The 18,763-nt window shown below is 33.1% G+C and carries 14 protein-coding genes; 6 read left to right on the plus strand and 8 right to left on the minus strand.

What is annotated here, in order from left to right; all coding sequences use genetic code 11:
- From ACWVCY_RS07105 to ACWVCY_RS07115, 3 genes are all read right to left on the minus strand, one after another.
- Nucleotides 1-3,577 (minus strand): S8 family peptidase (locus ACWVCY_RS07105; protein WP_455141528.1); only part of this gene is annotated, 3,577 nt, incomplete at its 3' end.
- An 89-nt stretch (nt 3,578-3,666) separates the two neighbouring features.
- On the minus strand, nt 3,667-4,266 hold the full coding sequence (locus ACWVCY_RS07110; protein ID WP_455141530.1) for a CinA family protein: 600 nt from the start codon (nt 4,264-4,266) through the stop codon (nt 3,667-3,669).
- Nucleotides 4,245-5,243 (minus strand): hypothetical protein, encoded by a 999-nt coding sequence (locus ACWVCY_RS07115; protein WP_455141531.1) that lies wholly within the window; start codon nt 5,241-5,243, stop codon nt 4,245-4,247. The genes ACWVCY_RS07110 and ACWVCY_RS07115 overlap by 22 nt, the downstream gene beginning before the upstream one ends.
- 124 nt (nt 5,244-5,367) lie before the next feature.
- Here ACWVCY_RS07115 and ACWVCY_RS07120 point away from each other — a divergent pair, with 124 nt between their 5' ends.
- A complete protein-coding gene (locus ACWVCY_RS07120; RefSeq protein ID WP_455141533.1) occupies nt 5,368-6,450 on the plus strand; it encodes a pyridoxal-phosphate-dependent aminotransferase family protein in 1,083 nt (360 codons plus the stop codon).
- A gap of 228 nt (nt 6,451-6,678) precedes the next feature.
- Nucleotides 6,679-8,991 (plus strand): hypothetical protein, encoded by a 2,313-nt coding sequence (locus ACWVCY_RS07125; RefSeq protein ID WP_455141535.1) that lies wholly within the window; start codon nt 6,679-6,681, stop codon nt 8,989-8,991.
- Here the strand turns inward: ACWVCY_RS07125 and ACWVCY_RS07130 are convergent.
- Together ACWVCY_RS07130 and ACWVCY_RS07135 are read right to left on the minus strand one after the other, a co-directional pair.
- Nucleotides 8,983-9,456, minus strand: coding sequence for a hypothetical protein (locus ACWVCY_RS07130; protein ID WP_455141539.1), 474 nt, complete (start codon nt 9,454-9,456; stop codon nt 8,983-8,985). The two genes, ACWVCY_RS07125 and ACWVCY_RS07130, sit on opposite strands and share 9 nt — an antisense overlap.
- A gap of 364 nt (nt 9,457-9,820) precedes the next feature.
- Nucleotides 9,821-10,894 carry a mevalonate kinase family protein gene (locus ACWVCY_RS07135; protein WP_455141541.1) on the minus strand — a complete coding sequence of 358 codons (1,074 nt, stop codon included), beginning with the start codon at nt 10,892-10,894 and terminating at the stop codon, nt 9,821-9,823.
- Between the two features lie 340 nt (nt 10,895-11,234).
- Between ACWVCY_RS07135 and ACWVCY_RS07140 the strand changes: the two genes are divergently transcribed.
- Nucleotides 11,235-11,621, plus strand: a complete 387-nt coding sequence (locus tag ACWVCY_RS07140; RefSeq protein ID WP_455141543.1) for a restriction endonuclease — start codon at nt 11,235-11,237, stop codon at nt 11,619-11,621.
- Between the two features lie 17 nt (nt 11,622-11,638).
- Here ACWVCY_RS07140 and ACWVCY_RS07145 read toward each other — a convergent pair whose 3' ends face one another.
- Nucleotides 11,639-12,982 (minus strand): aspartate aminotransferase family protein, encoded by a 1,344-nt coding sequence (locus tag ACWVCY_RS07145; RefSeq protein ID WP_455141545.1) that lies wholly within the window; start codon nt 12,980-12,982, stop codon nt 11,639-11,641.
- A gap of 468 nt (nt 12,983-13,450) precedes the next feature.
- Here ACWVCY_RS07145 and ACWVCY_RS07150 point away from each other — a divergent pair, with 468 nt between their 5' ends.
- Entirely contained in the window at nt 13,451-13,873 is a 423-nt protein-coding gene (locus ACWVCY_RS07150; RefSeq protein ID WP_455141548.1) for a hypothetical protein, read from the plus strand.
- Nucleotides 13,874-14,214: 341 nt separating this feature from the next.
- Here the strand turns inward: ACWVCY_RS07150 and ACWVCY_RS07155 are convergent, their stop codons facing one another.
- Nucleotides 14,215-15,660, minus strand: coding sequence for a hypothetical protein (locus ACWVCY_RS07155; protein WP_455141550.1), 1,446 nt, complete (start codon nt 15,658-15,660; stop codon nt 14,215-14,217).
- A gap of 150 nt (nt 15,661-15,810) precedes the next feature.
- Between ACWVCY_RS07155 and ACWVCY_RS07160 the strand changes: the two genes are divergently transcribed.
- Complete coding sequence (locus ACWVCY_RS07160) at nt 15,811-17,103, plus strand: amidohydrolase (RefSeq protein WP_455141552.1); 1,293 nt, start codon at nt 15,811-15,813, stop codon at nt 17,101-17,103.
- Nucleotides 17,104-17,112: 9 nt separating this feature from the next.
- On the opposite strand, the gene ACWVCY_RS07165 is transcribed toward ACWVCY_RS07160, so the two are convergent.
- Nucleotides 17,113-18,426, minus strand: a complete 1,314-nt coding sequence (locus ACWVCY_RS07165) for a glutamine synthetase family protein (RefSeq protein ID WP_455141554.1) — start codon at nt 18,424-18,426, stop codon at nt 17,113-17,115.
- 133 nt (nt 18,427-18,559) lie between these two features.
- On the opposite strand from ACWVCY_RS07165, the gene ACWVCY_RS07170 reads away from it, so the two are divergent.
- Nucleotides 18,560-18,763: hypothetical protein (locus tag ACWVCY_RS07170; RefSeq protein WP_455141556.1), on the plus strand; the 204-nt coding region annotated here is incomplete at its 3' end.

The following is an 18,763-nucleotide window of genomic DNA, read 5'->3' on the forward strand; positions in this document are numbered from 1 at the left end:
AATAATCAGAGGAAGTATATCTAGAAGAATAATATGCTTTTCTACCTCTAGAGCGATTTCTAAAGAATATAACAAGACCAGCTACTGCAATAATACCAAAGAGCATCCCAATAATTAATAAACTGGGATCTAGAATAAATCCTTGGTCAAAAATACAGAAAATAACTTCAATAGCAATATTTCCTTGTAAATCTCTTAAGAAGAGCAAGAGAATGAAAAGTTGGTTACTAATCTCAATTTCATATTCAGAATTAGGCACTGGAATAGTGTCCTCTGGAACAATAAAAGTACCGATATTACGATTCTCTTCAGCTATAAACGGAATCTCAAAGGTTTGTAGTACAGTTCTCTCAGCGAACCATAAATAATAGTGTATCAGCTGCACATAAACTGTAAAACGCTCTGAATTCGTATCTTGAGGAATTAAATTAAAAGTGACTGTTTCTCCTCCATTCCATGGATAAATATCTTTAGTTGTTTCTATCTTTTGATATTCTTCAAGACTTCGACCATGAATTGTACTTTGCATCCCGAAAATAGGTTCAGAATCAGGTTTGAAAAAGTAATCTCGTTCATAGGTTATTAATATTGTTATATTTTCTAATTCAAACCAAATTTGTACTTCATAGGAATAAAAGCTTGTTGGTAGATCAGATGGAAACATCCAAATAATACCTTGAGAATCATTACTATCACTTTTATTAAATATTAGCTCCTTAGAAATTATATCGAGTGTGTCTATTGGAGGAGCGATAAAATCTAAAGAAATTTCAGGTTGGTTTGTAATCAACAATCGAGCTTCTATTAACGGGGAGGATGTATGATTAATAAGTACCTCTAAATTGCTCAAAGAGAATTTTACTGATGGATAATCCTCAGCCCAACTAGGAAGAATAGCAGGGGTTGGAGAGCTGAAGGTGATTTCATATATTTTTGGGAAATCTTCAGGAAAAGTGTCTATGACTGAAAATTCTTTCAATAAATTTGAACCGTTTAAAACTTGTATTATAATCTCATTTTGAGCTTCGGGAGCTAAAGAAAATCTTGCATAATCATAAATAGAATCATTCATCAAAGAAATAGATTTTTGGGTCCCATTTGTAAAAAACACTTCTAATGTAGTTGGGAGCTTCGATGATGGATACAGAACTACTTCTATTGTCCTATTATCTTGAAGATAGTTAATATTGACTGTTATTTGATCATTAGGTTTCAACCACTCAAAGATATTTTTAATAAAAGCTTGGCCATCATTGTTTTTAAGTGATGAAGAATAGAGCCATAGTTCTGAGCTTAAAAGAACAACTTTTCCTTTACTAAGAGGATTAAATCCTGTTGCAGCTAAGTAAGAGGTCCCTTCAATAAGTACTGAGTTTGATAATCTTGAATCACTAAGATTTCCATAAATCGCAGACCCAAAATTAAGTTGAATATTGAAAACACCATCTAAAAACTCATTAGTAGTTTCATATGTTAATATTGGAGATGGTCGAAGGATAGGCGAGATTTCTCTCCCATCATCAGTGTAATTAATAATATTATATTGATCTAAATAATTTACAGGTATTTCTAAGGCTTTTGCAATTTGATCATAGGGAATGGGATTAAAGAAGGGATAGGCTGATGAGACAAGTAGGATTGATCCATTCAGATCATGAAAACGCTTTATAAAGTTGATTTCTATAGAGCTAAAGGGGAATTCCAGATCGGAAAGAACAAGAATATCATTAATACTTAAATTTCCCCAATCAATAGACCCAGAATATTCATTAATATCAAAAAATAATTCTGAGGTAAGTAGAGAATCAAGATCATGATAATTGTAAAATCTTGAATCTTCTATCCCTGTATAATGGGAATTTAAATATAATTTAGTACGAGGGGAAGTTACACTAACACTAATTGGGATTCTTTTTTCAATTCCTTGAAAAATATACGTAATATTACCTGAATATGTAGCTGCAGGAAAATTTAGAGGCACCTTTATCCTCAAAATTTTTTCAAAGTAAGATGCCTCTGTTAATACAACTGGGTTAGTATCAAATTCAATTATATCTTTTATTTCATTATCAATCGCCCATGTCACAGTCCCCGTCATTCCTGTTACAAATGGAATCGTTAAATAAGTTGTATCACCAGGAAAAGTAGCAGTTTCAGCAAATTCTACTTGTCCTTTAGGTTCAGAAGATATAATGTTATAACCATTTGATATTTTTCTTAAATCTAATAAATTTGCTGCAGCTTTAACATCTAACAAACCATTACCTTGGCTAAATTTACTAACATTATCTAATAAAATAGCGGTTTCTTGAATTGCTGCTCGAAAGGATTCTGGTTTTAAATCAGGAAACTTTTGAAGTAAAAGAGCTGCAGCTCCAGCTACGACAGGTGAAGCCATGCTAGTACCAGTTAATGGAATATATTTGTCCAAATTTACTCCTCTAATACTATTATATCCTAATTTTATCACACTGCCGTCAGCTAAAGGAGCATAGATTCCTACACCAGGAGCAATAATGTCAGGATCCATTATAAAATTAAAAGATGGTCCTCTACTTGAAAAAGAGGCGATACTATTACTGCCATTACTTGCACCTACTGTTACGACATATTTAGCCGAAGCAGGGGAATTAATAGTAGCTTTTGGTGACTCAGAGCCTTCATTACCAGCTGCAACAATAACTATTATCCCTGACTCTACAGCTTCGTTTACTGCTTGACTAAGAAGATCTTCTTCCTTCCACGGTGAAGAAATTGAAAACCCCAAAGATACAGAAATAATATCCACATTTAAGCTAATAGCTTTGTCAATAGCTTCAATAAAGGCTTTTTCTGTGGCATGTCCCGTCATATCTGCTACTTTCAAGTTATATAATTCTGATTTAGGAGCTACTCCTGGAAATTGAGACCCTCCTCCAGCTGCAATTCCTGCAACATGAGTACCGTGCCCATGTTCATCAAAAGTTGTTTCATTATTTGAAAAACCATTCTCTATCGTTACGAAAGACTCTTCATAAACTATTCGATCAGAAAAGTCAGGATGTGTGTTATCGATACCTGAATCGATTATTGCTATTTTTATTGAGTTTCCTTCATATCCTTCATTCCAAAGATCACGAGCATTTATTAGATCAACGGGAAGTTGATAAGAATCTTGTTGATAGATAGATTGAACTAATAAATCATCATCGGATGGAAAAACTTGCGCTAATTCTGATTTTATTAATCTAGACTGGAGTTTTGGATATTTATCATTTAATTCACGAAATTCTTCTGTTGTTAACGAAACGAAGCCAAATCCTTTAAGATTTTCATAAAAATGAAGAACAGAAGGATTAATTTCCTGAAATATGTTTTTAAAAATCTGGAAGGAATTGGTATCAACATGAAACAAATAATTTGTTTTTAAAATTGAACTTTCAATTTCATTTTTTATCTGGGATAAATTTGTTAGATCAATTTGTTGATCTTTGGTATTTTCATTTAGAGAAAATGTACTAGGAAAAGGAATTATCAAAAGGATCAAAAAAAAGGCTAAAATGTCTTTTAAAGTAACGTTGAAGATAACCTTAGGCATATGACCACATAAATATAACAATGTATAAATATTTTAAATCTTATTTTACAGGAATATTGTATTTTCCAAATCATTGTCAAATTCCTTTATCAGATTTTTACAAGAAATTCCTGTACTTTTTGGAGTATACGAAAAGCAATTTCATGTCTCATATAATTTCTTGGGAGATCTGGTTGAATACGTAAATATTCTTCTTTTGAATATCCATTTAAGGTAATAGAAACGTAAACTTCCCCAGCTCGTTTTTTAGTTTTACGTCTTTCTAATTCTGTTGATGATAATAGTCCTGTTTCTGCTATACCCAATTTTGCACCCGAAAATTCGATTATTTTATTTGAAAGCTCTCTTGCTGTCTCTTTCGATACAGTTCCTGGCCCAACACTTGATAAAAAATCCTTAGACACTCCAATTTTTTCTTTTATCCTATTATGATAAGGAATTATACTCATTATAAAATATTCAGAAGCCCCACTTCTTATCGTAAGTAAATCACCTATGAGGCCACATGTAGTTGTTTCAACAATCGCAAGAGTCATTTTTGTTCTAGTAATTTGAGGAATAACAAATTCATCTGAGAAAAGCTGTAAAAGCTGATAAGAATTTCCTATAGATACTGGAAAATCTTTGGAAGAAAGCTTCAGCTCAGTAATTAAGTCTAAATAGTAATTTATCTTTTGAATTCCTTCCATCTTTTAATTATAAACTCCTCTTGTAATTTAGAATTATTTTGCTGTTGAATTTCTTGGATAGTTGCTTTATTTCCCAATATCTGAGAAATAAATGATTTTGCTTCATCAATTGCTCCATTATCCTTAATTATAATATTAATTGATTCATAAATAATAGTTTGGAAAGTTATCCAATTTAAATTACTAGAATACAAAAAATTAGATAAGATATACTTTCTTACCTTAGGGGATAATTCAGCATTTCTTGGGACTTCTCCATTCTTAATTTTAGTTCTTATTGCAGTTGAACTAATTTTTTGAAATTTATGAGGTACTTCAATAAATCTTATATGATTTTGAACCATTAAGTTATTACCAATAATTGAAGAGAGCCAATTATTAAATTGATCAGGTTTAACCAAATTATTGCGACCAACTACATAATAGTTTACCGCAAAAATCTTTTCATAAAGATCTTCTAAGGGAGTTGAATAAAAGGATTGATCTAATATCTTTTGAAATACATCTGTTCCAACTATAAACTCAATAGAACCTAATAGTGTTTTTGGAAATGCGTCTATTAGATCAACATATCGTGCCTCATTAGAAAGTCCAAAAGATATATTATATGGCATATTTTTTTTAGAAAAAAGTAAATCTAACATTTCAAAGCGATACCCAAATAAACAACTCTTTGTGACATCAAGTTTTTTCTCCACATGTGCTAGAGAAAGTAGGATAAGAATATGATAACCTTTCTTCCCTTTTAATACATCGTTCATGTCGAGAACCTTTTTTATAAGTTCTAAATGAGCCATTGTTGGGGGGTCAAATGATCCTTGCATTATGAGAAAATTTGTGTCAGAATCAAGCAACAACTTGTCAGAAAAAGTATATGACGATTTATCTAATATTTTAATCTTTGGACCAGTCTTAATTTTATTTTTAAGAAGAAGATGAGCAATCCATTCAATATAGATCAGGTTCTCTAGTTGCATAAGTGTCAAAACTCAATTTATATTAGGTATGATTTACCCTAAAGGTTTACCCAAATATTTTTGCACGGTATAATATTGTATGTATTCACTCTCAAATCAAACATTGAAACAGGAAGAGAGCCCTATGATTGAAAATATAAAATTCCTTGATTTATTCATTCCAGGACCAGTGAATGTATCCAAAGATTGTAGAGAAAAAATGATATTACCGATTATTGCTCATCGGAGCCCCGAAATGGGTAATCTTCACAAGGATATAACCTCCTATTTACAGAAACTACTTTTTACCCAAAATGACATTATAATGTCAACATCGTCTTCAACAGGATATATGGAAGCAGCAATCCGAAATTGTGTGGGCGAGAAAGGCGTTTTAAATGTTATAAATGGAGCATTTGCAGAAAGATGGTACGATATTGCTAAAGCTAATGGAAAAGAAGCAGATATGCTAGAAATTCCTTGGGGAAAAGCGGTGGATCGTAAAACTCTCAATGAGGCATTGGACCAAAAGGAATATGATGCTGTATGTATAACACACAATGAGACTTCTACTGGAGTAATGACTCCCTTAAAAGATATCTATAAAACCGTTAAAGACCATAATTGTCTTCTCCTTGTTGATTCGGTTTCAGGTGCTGGAGGTATTGAAGCCCGAATCGATGATTGGGAAATTGATGTTTTCCTTTTTGGATTACAAAAATGTATGGCCCTTTCTCCAGGACTGGCTGTAGGTTCTGTGTCAAAACAAGCTTTAGAAAAAGCAGTGACTATTCCAAATAGAGGATTGTATTTTGACTTCATAGACCTTAAGAAATATCATGATAAGAATGGGATGCAACCTGCTACCCCTGTAATCCCCATTTATTATCAACTACAATATCAGCTTCATAAAATCATCGATGAAGAAGGAATAGAAAATCGCTGGGCAAGACATACAATAATGGCGGACTACACACGAAACTGGGCCAAAAATAAAGGGTTAAGCCTATTTGCTGATGAACACGTTGCTAGTAATACAGTAACATGTATTGAATCAAAAGGAATTCACGTTTCTAAATTAAAAGCTGATCTAATGAAAAAAGGCTATTTCTTTTCTGAAGGATATGGAAAGTTCAAAGAATCCAACTTCCGAATTGCCCATATGGGAGATAGGACGCTTGAAGAAGTGAAAAAATATCTTAAAACGATAGATGATTTAACTCAATAATCATTTCATCTTTTTCTTCTCTTTCCTTATGTCACTCATAACATAAGGATTTAAGAAGGTGAAAGTTTCTGGTTTAATAAAATCCTTATAAACCCATTATTAAGTAGAAGGTATAAAGAGTTAAAAAAACCGACAAAAATCTTCAATTCAATTAAGCTAGCAGTGCCATCCTTCAAAACCAGTTAGGGAAGTTATAAGGCAAACAAGCAGTCACGGAAGCATGACTTAATGCCTGAAATATATGATGCAATTATTCTTGGAAAAGTCAATCCATTCCGAAGCACAAGTGTAGGGGATCCATGGCAATCTGAAGTAATAGACGTCCCCGAAATAAACCGAAAAGCGACTCGGGTCGTACTGGAGACTCTTGATGAAGTCCGCTCAACAGGACGATCAGGAATGTGTATGATCTTGGGAGATGCCGGTGTAGGTAAAACTCATATTCTCGCACGACTCCGACGGATCGCTGAGGAACAAAATTATCTATTTATCTCAGTCAGGCCACTAGGTGATTTACAAAGAATTTATGGTCATATTCTGCAAGAAATCATGATAAGCTTGAGAAAGAAAGGGGAAGGAGAGGAATTTAGTCCTCTTGAAAAGTTCATAGGAGAGGTAATTTCTCGTGCACTTAGTGACGGGCTCCCTGATAATCCTGTCGCCAGTAGCCTTGCCGCTTCGTTCGAAAATGATCCTCTTAAGATTTTTTCATTTAAACCAGAAAAATTCTATGCAACAAATCTTAGAAAGATGGCAATTAATTATTTGGCAACAACTGCTCCTGATATAGACATTCAGTTTCTAGAAGTTCTTTTTCATACATTAAATCCCACTGTAAGACCAACAGCGTTTAAATGGCTATCTGGCATAGAAATTTCTGAATCAGATTTAGAAAGGTTAGATGTCCCAGAATCTATCAGTACCGAGAGTAGAGCTTTATCAATTATTCATACAATCACAGCTCTCGCAAAAAAACCAATTTTATTAAGCTTCGATCAGCTAGAATCCATTTATATTCGTTTCAAAAGAGATAATGGAATTCAATTATTATTTGATTCTCTTACAAATCTCTATAACCAGTGTAAACATATCCTAGTACTTGCAATGGTACAGTCTATTGTATGGAATGAATCTATTGTAAATGAGGTTCCTGAATATTCTCGCCAAAGAATTGATTATATCACTACTTTGGAACCCTTATCAACTGATACTGCTATGCTTTTAGCAAAAGCTCGATTTGATACATTATTCAAAGATTCAGGAATTTCTCCTCCTTTTCCGACATATCCGTTTTCAGAGGAATATATTAACATAGCTAAACAAAATACAGAGGGAAATCCGAGACTTTTCCTTCGTAATTTACGTGATAGACTCAATGAATTTAAGGATCAAGGATTAATCCGTGTTTTGACTGATAAAGATATTGAAACAGAAATTCAAATTCATGCGATTGCTGGAGTACCACCTATGACTCCTGATAAGGTAGTACAAGAATCTGAACTAAGTCAGACAAGTAGACAAGGCTTTTTAGCTTTATCTACTGAGGAAAAGGAACAATTAGCTGACCTATTCTTAGAGGAGGAGATTGTCCCTTCTCCCCCTCCAATTACCCCTCAAACTTCATCAGAAGCTGCTATAAAAACATTAAATGAATTAGTCCCTACCACAAAAACTCCAGCTTCTCCACCATCACAAATCATTAGTTTTTTAGAAAGAAAATGGGGAAATTATGCAAGGGAATTTGAAACTGAGATATATGAATATCCTCATCCTGTGCGTCGGGATTTTACAAAGGGAGTGCTATATGAATTATTGAATGCTGCAATAGAGAAGAATATACCTATTTATGGATTAACGATATTGAATGTTCGTGTTGATAGGAATTTAATTGACGCTGATACCAAAGGCCTTGATCTAGTTTTCACTTATCAAACTGCTCGTGGGCCTACCTCTGTAGGAATCGAAATTAATAACTCAGAACATGGTTCAACTGTATTTCAAAGTTTAAGACGATTAAAGAAATTAGTGAAAGGTAATATCCGATACGCTTTCATCTTAAGAGATGAGGAACTTTCTATACAAAGAACTGCAACGAAATCGCTTGATCTAGCAGAGTCACTTACTGAGTATGGTGGTCTTTATTATATCGATTTTCATAGTAACCAAGCTTTACTTGCTACTAAAAAATTATTAGATTATGCTAGTGCAGGAGATTTGACTGTAGATCGTCATACTATTTCAAGATCTCAAGCAATGTCCTATATTTTTGAAGAATGCCTTGATCGAATCACTATATTCAAAGTAATCTTTGCTCATTTAATTGGCTCAGATTCTACTCATCGACTTGGAGCAATGAAATCAACTGAATCCCCAGATGCTGTAGAAGCAATAATTACAATTTTGAAATTCAATCCTTCAACAACAACAGATAGAATTTGTATGATGTTAAATCGGAGTGAAGAAGAAATCATTCCAGTCCTAAAAATGTTATCTATCCGTGGGATGGTTACGTTTGATGGGAAAAATATTCAATTACTTTGAAGGCCAGTCTATTATTCTCCAAGATCTTTGATAACCTTTCCCTTCTGAATATATTTTCCCCTTTTGAGATATTGAAGCATAAAATTCTAGAGCCTGTAAAACGTAATCTGACCCAAAATTCACGATTTCGGTTAATTCATCAATATGTATCGGGTGATCAGCATTCTGGATGATTTTCAAGATTTCAACAAGATTTTGGAGATATTTAATCCGAAAATCAATTTCTGGAAAATTATTTGGGGAATCAGAGATTAAGTACCATTTTCCATGTTGATCTTTATCTAATTTCCCAAAATGCAATAGATAGTATAGCATCCTTGTTGATTCACTAGCATCAGAAACACACGATCCGATTTGACTGGCTATCTCAAAGGATAATAGATGTGAATCATTTTTTTCTTTATTTAATGTATTAATTATTGCATTAAACCATTTATAAGGAAATTTCTGTTCTTCAAAGGTCATTTAAATCCCCAGAAAGAATAGCTAATAACAAAATCCCAATATTTTAAAGGCATTCAAAAAATTAAAGATAATGAATCAGGTAATTAAAAAAGAAGAAATCTTTCTCAAATAAATTAATTTCCTTAAAAATCCAATATTTATACTCCTCCTTCATTATACAAAGATGTTTATTTACTTATTAAAAAAATATTATTTCAAAGTCAAAACTATAGACGTTGAGGACTTAATTCTAGTGTCACTAAGTTCAGTAAGATAATCAACGTCAGTGCTATCTAATCCTCCTGATAATACTATCAATAATGATTTATTTGATAAGAGATCTATTACTCTTATGATTTTAATTTCTAGACTGTATTATATTTGATTAACCAACAATTTTATTCCTTCCTACACCAGGAACCACATGAGCAATATGCGCTTCTCCCCCATTCAGTTCAATTGCTTTCTTTACTTCTATCTCGTTTCCAGGGCAGTATGCAATCATACATCCCCCATTGCCTGAACCAGTAATTTTACAACCTAGTGCCCCAGCGTCTGTGGCTGCTCGAATTAATTTCTCAATTTTTGGTGTACTGACATCAAGAAAATCTCGTAAACTTTCATGGTGTTTTGAAAGTAAATCCCCAATTTTTAACTGATCAATGTCAACTTTTAAAAACTCATTATAGGCAAATTGAGTAATATTATAATTAGTAAAAGCAGCTTTTAGTGCATTAATTGAGAAGCTATCCAAAGAGGAATATGAATTATTTAATTCAGTAATATCTCCTTCCTTAAGTTGTTTTACATTTGATTTTCCTAAATACGTTAGTCCAGTATTAACTGCCTCTTTAATTGTTCTTAAAGTATTTAGAGTATCCTTTTTATCTTTAGAATTCCCAATTACTATCCCAGGTAAATTTTCACGTAAACGTGTACACTTAATAGGATCAAACTCTTCATAATTCAAGTAACCATGGGAAATTACCATGTGATCCTGCATACCACCTGGTTCTTGAAATTCCAGAACTTCAGCTTTATGAGCAAGCTTCGTGAGAGATAGTGGATCTAATTCAGCCCCAAAAAGTCTCGCTAAAAACTGAATCCAAACTACATTTAATGCAGAGGAAGAAGATAATCCAGCTTGGATAGGTATTTCACTAGTTATAGTAGCTACTACCCCTTTATTTTGAGGTACAACATTTTCTTCTTGGAGTACTTTAACCCCTGCACGTAGATAATCACGGTCACGATCTCCCAGATATTGAATGTTAATGGAACTAAATTGCTCTTTTTTCTTCAAATCAGGAAGATCAATTTTATAATAGGGATTTTCATGCTTCTTTCCGTAAACCGTCATATAAAGATCGATTGCTGCTGGTATAACGGGCAACCCAAGGTAGTCTTGATGTTCACCAAATAAAACAACACGACCTGGTGCCCTGATATTCAAATCCATAAGTTTCACTTTTTATTGCCTTTAAAAGTCAAAAATACTTCAAAGTATAAAATTTCCTCCTACGAGATTTTTTGATACCTCTTAAAGGTAAAGTGACATATTTGTTCTCAACTCCTTCGTACAGTTAAAAGAAATTATTCAGGGTTGGATAAACAATTTTTTTCTAAATTTTTAATTTAAGTCGGTTTTTTTTATTGAAATATGAATAAAGTCGTTTTAGATAATAGAAATATTGCACCACGAACATTGCAAGATTATTTAAATGTTATGAGAGAATAAAAACAAACGGACAGACATATACACAATCACGAAAATTCAGAAAATTATCGTAGGTATAAAAATGGATGCAGAATTACATTCGATGAAATTACAAGACTTAGTTATTAAGGTATTTGAGTCACTTGGAATGGTTTGTTTACACCCTATGCAGGTTTTCAAACACAAACTTGCTGATTCCAGATTGTCATGTATAATTAAACATAAAGGATCACAATCTGAATATACTGGCATAATAATTCGTGATTGGAAACGAGTTGTTGGGGTTGGACAAATTCATAAGGCGGAGGAACTTTTACAAACGTGTCAACCCATGTTAAATAAAATAATTATTGTTTCCTCAATGGGTTTTTCTTACTCCGCACAAAGATTAGCTGAAAAGACTGAAATTGGGTTATTAACCCGAGGAGAATTAATTTCCCTAATTATGAATCGATTAGAGGTATTATAATCTACCTTTCCTTCTTTTTAAAACTCAAACGATGAAATAATGGGGGAAATCTCTTCAATTACATCCATTAAATAGTCAATATGAATATCTTGATGAAGTAGTGACAAGGAACCGATACCATGCATTCCCATTATCCCACGATTCAATAGTGCAAGATTAAGTAAAGCTTCACGTTTTTTATTTGCCTCGTTCACTAAATCTAGTGGGAGAGGATCAGAGAGAGGCCGATTCAAGCTATGGATAGTTATTAATGAGTTAAATCCAGTAGCATAAAATTTTAAATTATTCTCTTGGAAGAAGGAGTTCAATCTATCCTTAAGAGAAGTTCCTAACTTGTTAATTCGTGAGTACTCAAATTTCTGCTTCCTTACCTCTTCTAAAGTCTTTAATCCTGCAACCATTGCCAACGGATTTGCGGAGAAAGTACCTCCTCCGATCCATACACGATTTGGATTTTGTGGATTTGCCATTTCAATAACATCGTCTCTTCCACCAATGATTCCACATGGCAAACCTCCTCCAACAATCTTTCCCATACAAGTTAAATCAGGGATAACATCAATTAGGTTTTGATATAATCCATATCTAAATCTATAGCCAGTTATTACCTCATCAAATATTAAAAGACTATTATTTTTTATCGTAACTTCTTTTAAAAATTTTAAAAGATCAATATCAACTGGAAAACCTCCACCACCGCCTAGAACAGGTTCAATGATTATCGCTGCTATATCATTTGGATATTTTTTGATCAGGAGGTCAATAGTTTCCATATTATCTTGAATATCAAACGTCAACACTCCTGCTTCTTCTAAAGAAAGTAAACCAACACTATCTTGTCCAGTGAAGGGGTAACGAACATCATAGCATAATGTATCATTAGCTCCATGCCATCCCATCCGTGCTTTGATAATTAACCTTTTTTTCGTAAAAGCTCGTGCTAATCGGCTAGCATACATGGTAGATTCAGTCCCAGAAGTGCAAAATCGGACTTTTTCAATACCAGGATTATCCTGAATTATTTGACTAGCAAGTCTGGTTTGATTCTCAAGAACAGTTCCAAAGTGCCATCCCAGCTCTAGATGTTCACGAAGTGCATTAATTACAGTAGGATGTTTATGTCCTAGTATTAGAGCATAATGGCCACACCAATAATCAGTATATGAATTATTATCTATATCATTGACAGTTATCCCTTGACCCTCTTTAATAAATGGAGGAAATGCATTAATTAATGGGAGATTAAGATTTCTAATATTATGTGAAATACCTCCTGCTAAAACCTTTACACTTTCTTCCCATAGGCTAGTAGATCGAATTCGTTTTTTGAAGTACTTTTCTAGTTCTTTATGGAGAAACACACTATCCAACCTATTATTTTATTCACTATACGTTAAGGAATTTTAATGAACTTAGATAAACAATTGAGATAAAAAGTGTGAGGTAGAAAAAAGCTCAACTAGATGTTGGTTTCCAGAATAAATTGAAGTTTCTTTATAAAGAAATTTACATTTTCAGCGTCAATTGTTCAAAATATTTAGAGATTTTTCATAAATACTTAAAATAAGTATATAAAGAATGATTTTGATATTTTAAACACGAGTTTGTCAAAATAATTAAAAAATATCAAATTGAGTGATAAAATTGGTTTACTAATGGTTGCAATTTTTGTCGTAGGTTACATGCGTTCTGAAAACAATAACATGCGATACCTACTGTTTTTAAAGATACTATTCCTAGACTTTATATATAGTGCATAAAAACCTTGATTGTAATAAATGGAAGATAAATGAATAGAAGATATAAAAAATACACTCTGGTGAAAAGATTTGTATTCATGTCCAAAATGTGCTTCAGAAATGGAAAATGGTGGTATTTGTTCCAACTGTGGATACAAAAAAGCCGACAAGAAAGAAAATATTATTGATAACATTTTTGGTAGTAAATTTTTCTGGATTTGGTACTTTATAACGGGATTCTTGTATTGTTGCCTATATTTTCTTTTTTTTGTGATAGGCACCGTAGGATCATCTGATGAGATATTTAGTTCAAATTTGGCACTATATGTCATGATTATTATTCCTGTTGCGTTGTTATTCTGGTGGGCTCTGTATTACGTAATCATTATGCTCATTTTAAATGGATCTTTAGCAGATCCTTTTTTGGTTATATTAACATTAATTGTGTTTTTTTCTCTCCCTTTTATTGCCTTTATGATTACCTCTCGTTTGGTTGAGAAGCCACGCCTTTGATTCTCAGTGATACTATTGAATAAAGAAAAAGGAAAAAGAATTATGAGAGTTGAACAGAGAGACTCCGAACCAAATCGCACCTAAATTACGTGAAAAAAGTATAAAAGCCGCCATTCAGGAAAAATATTGGGTTAAACTTGGAATTAAAAAATGGAATTATATTATATCATGTACATTTGAAAATTGAAAGGTAATTCGACATATTTTCTTAAAATACACAATTTCATATCAGAACAAATGAAAAAAAAAGAGGAGAAAGAAAAAAGATATATTCACTTTAATTATTTATGAACATGCTTCAGTTATTTTGAACATTTTAGTGTTTATTTTGGAAACGTACACTAGAGTCTTTCAAAAAAGTCCTGTTGTTGAGCTCTCTCTAATTCCACTATTTTCGGTAATAAACTGTATAGCACTATCTGCTCTAGATCATCTCTAAATGTCGTGAAGAATTCATCTTCCATAAATGGATCTTGAAGCTTAGATCTAACCTTAAGTGCTGGTTCTTCACCTTTTAAATTCCAGAAAATTTTGACTCTATTTTCCGTTAGATGAAAGCGGGGATCAGAGAAATCTATTTTCTTTTTCTTCACGATTGAAGTTGGCCAATTTGAAAACGTTAAATAAGCTCCAACAAAGAGAATCATTGGGACAATAACGAATCTCCACACTTCAGACGCTAAAAGTTGTCCCTCAACAGCCCTAAAGGCTATAAAACCAAGAGTTAGTCCAATAAGAACAGTAATTAACCCTAGAATCACTTTAAACCAACTATTAATCCCAGTATTTGGCTTAAAAGAATGCCAAAAGTTAGGAATTTCAAATATGGGACTACCTTTATGAACAGCATTCTTTCTCTTCAATTCATCTATAGTCATGGTCTCTGCAAAGTAATGAAAAGCATCATATCTCTCTTTATCTAGTTCCCAACCCTTTGAAGTTTTATGAACATAGATAAAGAATGGAGCCCAATCCATATCATGAGTAGCGTGTGTGAATGATGGAGGTTCCCATTTCCAAAGAATTAATGCAATTATAGCCAAAGCGAAAAATATTGCTGCAACCCAGGTAAATTTTAAGGATCTCTGAATTATAGGTTCAACGATTTCTCCAATCGGAATATCAGGATGTAAAAATCTTGCTCCTGCTAAGACATTTGCAGATTCAAGTCCCTTGCTATAATATATCTCCCCTAATAAGGTAAGAAATATACCACCAAAGACTAGAAAAAGATGTTGATTACTAAAATAAAAGGCTCCTTTCGATAAACCCTTCAGAGATCGAACTACTTGGATAAAACCTACAATGAGGAATACACTCGCAATTGCTATAACTGAAATTATTGCACGAGAGAAATCAAGAAAACTGTAGATTAATAAGGCCATGACTCCAAGTACAAATAACGGAAGGACTGTCACCCAAAATGAAACGAAAAATCGTTGTTTTGTCCAAACATAGATCCATTGAATGACTCTTTTATCTTCATTAATCCGATCTTTTATAATACGGAAATAAGAACCACCCCATGCTTTTGAATTCCTTTCACCTCTTAATTCTACACCACTTAATTGAATTTCAGGGAAGAATGCTTTTGCTAAAGGATATTCTTTTGTAGTAACATCTTCTCCATCTAATGGCATTGTAAAACCTTTCTTACGCAAACCTGCTTTTTCAATCTGTTTTTTTAGTGAATTAGTTTGCCATTCTTCAACTTTTGTCTCTTCTTGAGCCTCTTTTAAATCAATTAATTTCCCCTGTAATACTATTTGTTGGATAGCTTCTTCCATCTTTCATCACCGATAAAAACATTAATTTTTCATTTTCAACTATATTTTTTCAAGATAGATGAAACTCAAAATCAATATTTAAAAACTTGATTCTTAAAAGAAATAAATACATGTTCCTAACATGTTTATTTTGAAACAAGATGATTATTAATGGATATTCTTCTTAAAAATATTCAACTGATTCAAGAACCAACAAATCCGATTTTAGAAAAAGTTTCTATTGCTGTAGAAAATGGTATGATTTCAGAAATATCTAATTCGCCCTCAAAGCGATTATTACCAGACCCTGATTACCTCATTGAGGGAAAAAAACTGATTGCACTCCCCCCTCCTATAAACTCACATACACATCTACCAATGACATTATTACGAGGAATTTCAGATGATAAACCTTTGTTAGAATGGTTGAAGGATATCTGGAGAGTTGAAAATAAGCTTACGGAATCTTTAATCGAATTAGGAACTAAATTAGCTTGTCTGGAAATGATTCAATCAGGAACAGGGGGTGTAGCTGACAACTATTTCTATCAGAATATTATTGGTAAAGTAATACACGAATCAGGAATTAGAGGGTGGTTAGGGGCTGCATTACTTCCTAGTAAGTATGTAAATCAAGGAGGATTAGAATTTCAAGAAGAAATCTTTAAAAAGTTGTTAAAACTTGTAAAAACTTCTCCCCTTCTCACAGCAAGCATCGCTCCCCACAGTCCCTTTACTGTTGACGAAGAAACAATATTGCATGCCGTAGAACTCGCAATCAAGGAAGAAATTCCAATCATGATACACGCTTCAGAAACTCGGGAAGAAGTTTTAAAATCTGAAGATAAGTACGGTATTCCCCCTATTGAACGTTTATCGCGAATTGGATTTTTTAATGAAAAACCTAAAGCAATTCTTGCACATTGTACTTGGATTACACAACGAGAAGTACATATTCTTGGAGAAAACAAGGTTATAATTGCCTGGTGTCCTGTATCCTCTCAAAAACTTGCTTATGGAGGTGTAACTCCAGTACCTGAATTACGATCTGCAGGTGCTTACGTTTCCCTTGGTACAGATGGAACAGCATCAAATAATACCCTTGATATTTGGCGTGAAATGCGAGAAGCAACAAATGTAATTTCAGCTGATCGCTGGGATCCTTCTATTTATTCTGCATCAAATGTTCTAGAGGATACCTGTTGGACATTTCGTAATGTATTTAAACCAAATACTTTTATAAAAGAGGGAAATGTAGCTGATATTTCAGTTCTAAATTTTTATACTCCACATTTAATTCCAGTCCATAATGTTATTAGTAATATAGTTTATGCTGCAAATGGAAGTGATTGTCACAGCTTAATCGTTAATGGTCAAATTTTAATGCATAATCGACAGACTCTAACTCTAAATCAAGAAAAAATCCTTGAAGAAGTAGAAGAAAGGACGTCAGAGTTAAATTAATCATTCTAATTAACAATCAAGATATCGATCAAGTTCCCATGAGGTTATTTCATTTTTATCAAAGGAATATTGCTTTATAAATTCACGCCACTCTAGAGATCTTGCTTCATAATATTCCTTCTGTAAATCTTTACCCATGACTTTTTCAACTAGTTTACTCTTTTTGAAGAGTTCTAAAGCTTCATTAAATGTTCTTGGAAGAAGATTAACTCCTCTTACTTTCAATTCTTCAAAGCTTAGGGCATCAGCGTCGAAATCTGCTTCAGCTGGAGGTTCCATTTTCTTCCTTACACCCTCTAATCCCGAGGCTAACAATAAAGCCAATGTATAATAGATATTCGAAGCTGCATCAGCTGCTCTAAATTCTAACCTATCAGATTCATATCCAGGTACACGAATTAAAGCAGTTCGATTAGCTACTCCCCAAGTGATATAGACAGGAGCTTCTTTTCTAGGTACTAGCCTTCGATATGAATTAACTGTTGGATTAGTAACCGCAGTGATTTCTGGAACAAAATGTAACTGACCCGCAATGAAATGGAAAGCAAATTCTGATAAGCTATCTTTAGATCCTTTAAACAAATTTTCATCCGTAGATCGAACCATTTGATGAATATGCATCCCATTTCCAGCCTCGTTAATAAAAGGCTTGGGCATAAAAGTAACCATCCACTCAGATTGTTCTTTTGTGATAACCTTAGTAATTTGTTTGAAAAATTGAACGCTATCAGCAGCTTGAACAGCAGGTAGAGATTGGAACTCAACCTCATGTTGTCCAGGCCCAACTTCACTATGAAATGTTTTAAAAGGAATATTTACAAGATCGAGCATACGAACTATTTCTTTTCGGAGAAAATACCCCAGATCTTTGGGAGGTAACTCCATATAAGTAGAATTATCAATTGGTGTAAAATCTGGAGAAAGAAAGTAGAATTCCATTTCAGGTCTTGCTAAATAATTAGCTGAAAATTCATTCAGTAATTGCTGATTAATTTCAGTAAGTATTCCACGTGGATCAGCTGCAATTCTTTCATAAGAATCAGTACTTCTAAGATCACAAAAAACACAAGCAGTATCTTGAACTGGATCCCACGGAATAATTGTAATAGTAGAAGGATCAGGAACAATAATCATATCTGATCGTTTACTTCTTAAAAATCCAATTGAAGCCCCATCTACTCCTACTTGATCTGCTTTTTCAAAAGCAGATTTACTTATTTCAACTCCTTTTAAATACCCACTGGCCCCAGTGAATTGTAATAGTAAATACTTTACCCCTAGCTTTTCCATTTTACTAATAATTTCTTTTTTAATCTCAGACATCTGACTGAATCACCTTTCTTGAAAATTCCTTAAATATAGTTGAAGGATATTCACCCATAAGTAAATTTCTGAGAAAAAAGATTTAACTCTTCAGATAAAATTGTTGAGACTACTTATATCTGATGTGATTAAAATGTCCTTTCCCCATGAACTTAGAAAAAATATTGTAATTTTTGCCTCTAGTGGTATTTCGCTGATTATTTTTGTTATTATATTGTCAACTCCTCTAATGGGGATGTTTGCACTAGGACCTATTGTTTCTCCAGGTGGAGTCTTTGATTCTACCTATAGTTCGACTTATAGGAGTGAAACAATAACTATTTCAGGAATTAATGAC

The organism is Candidatus Hodarchaeum mangrovi (assembly GCF_975850365.1).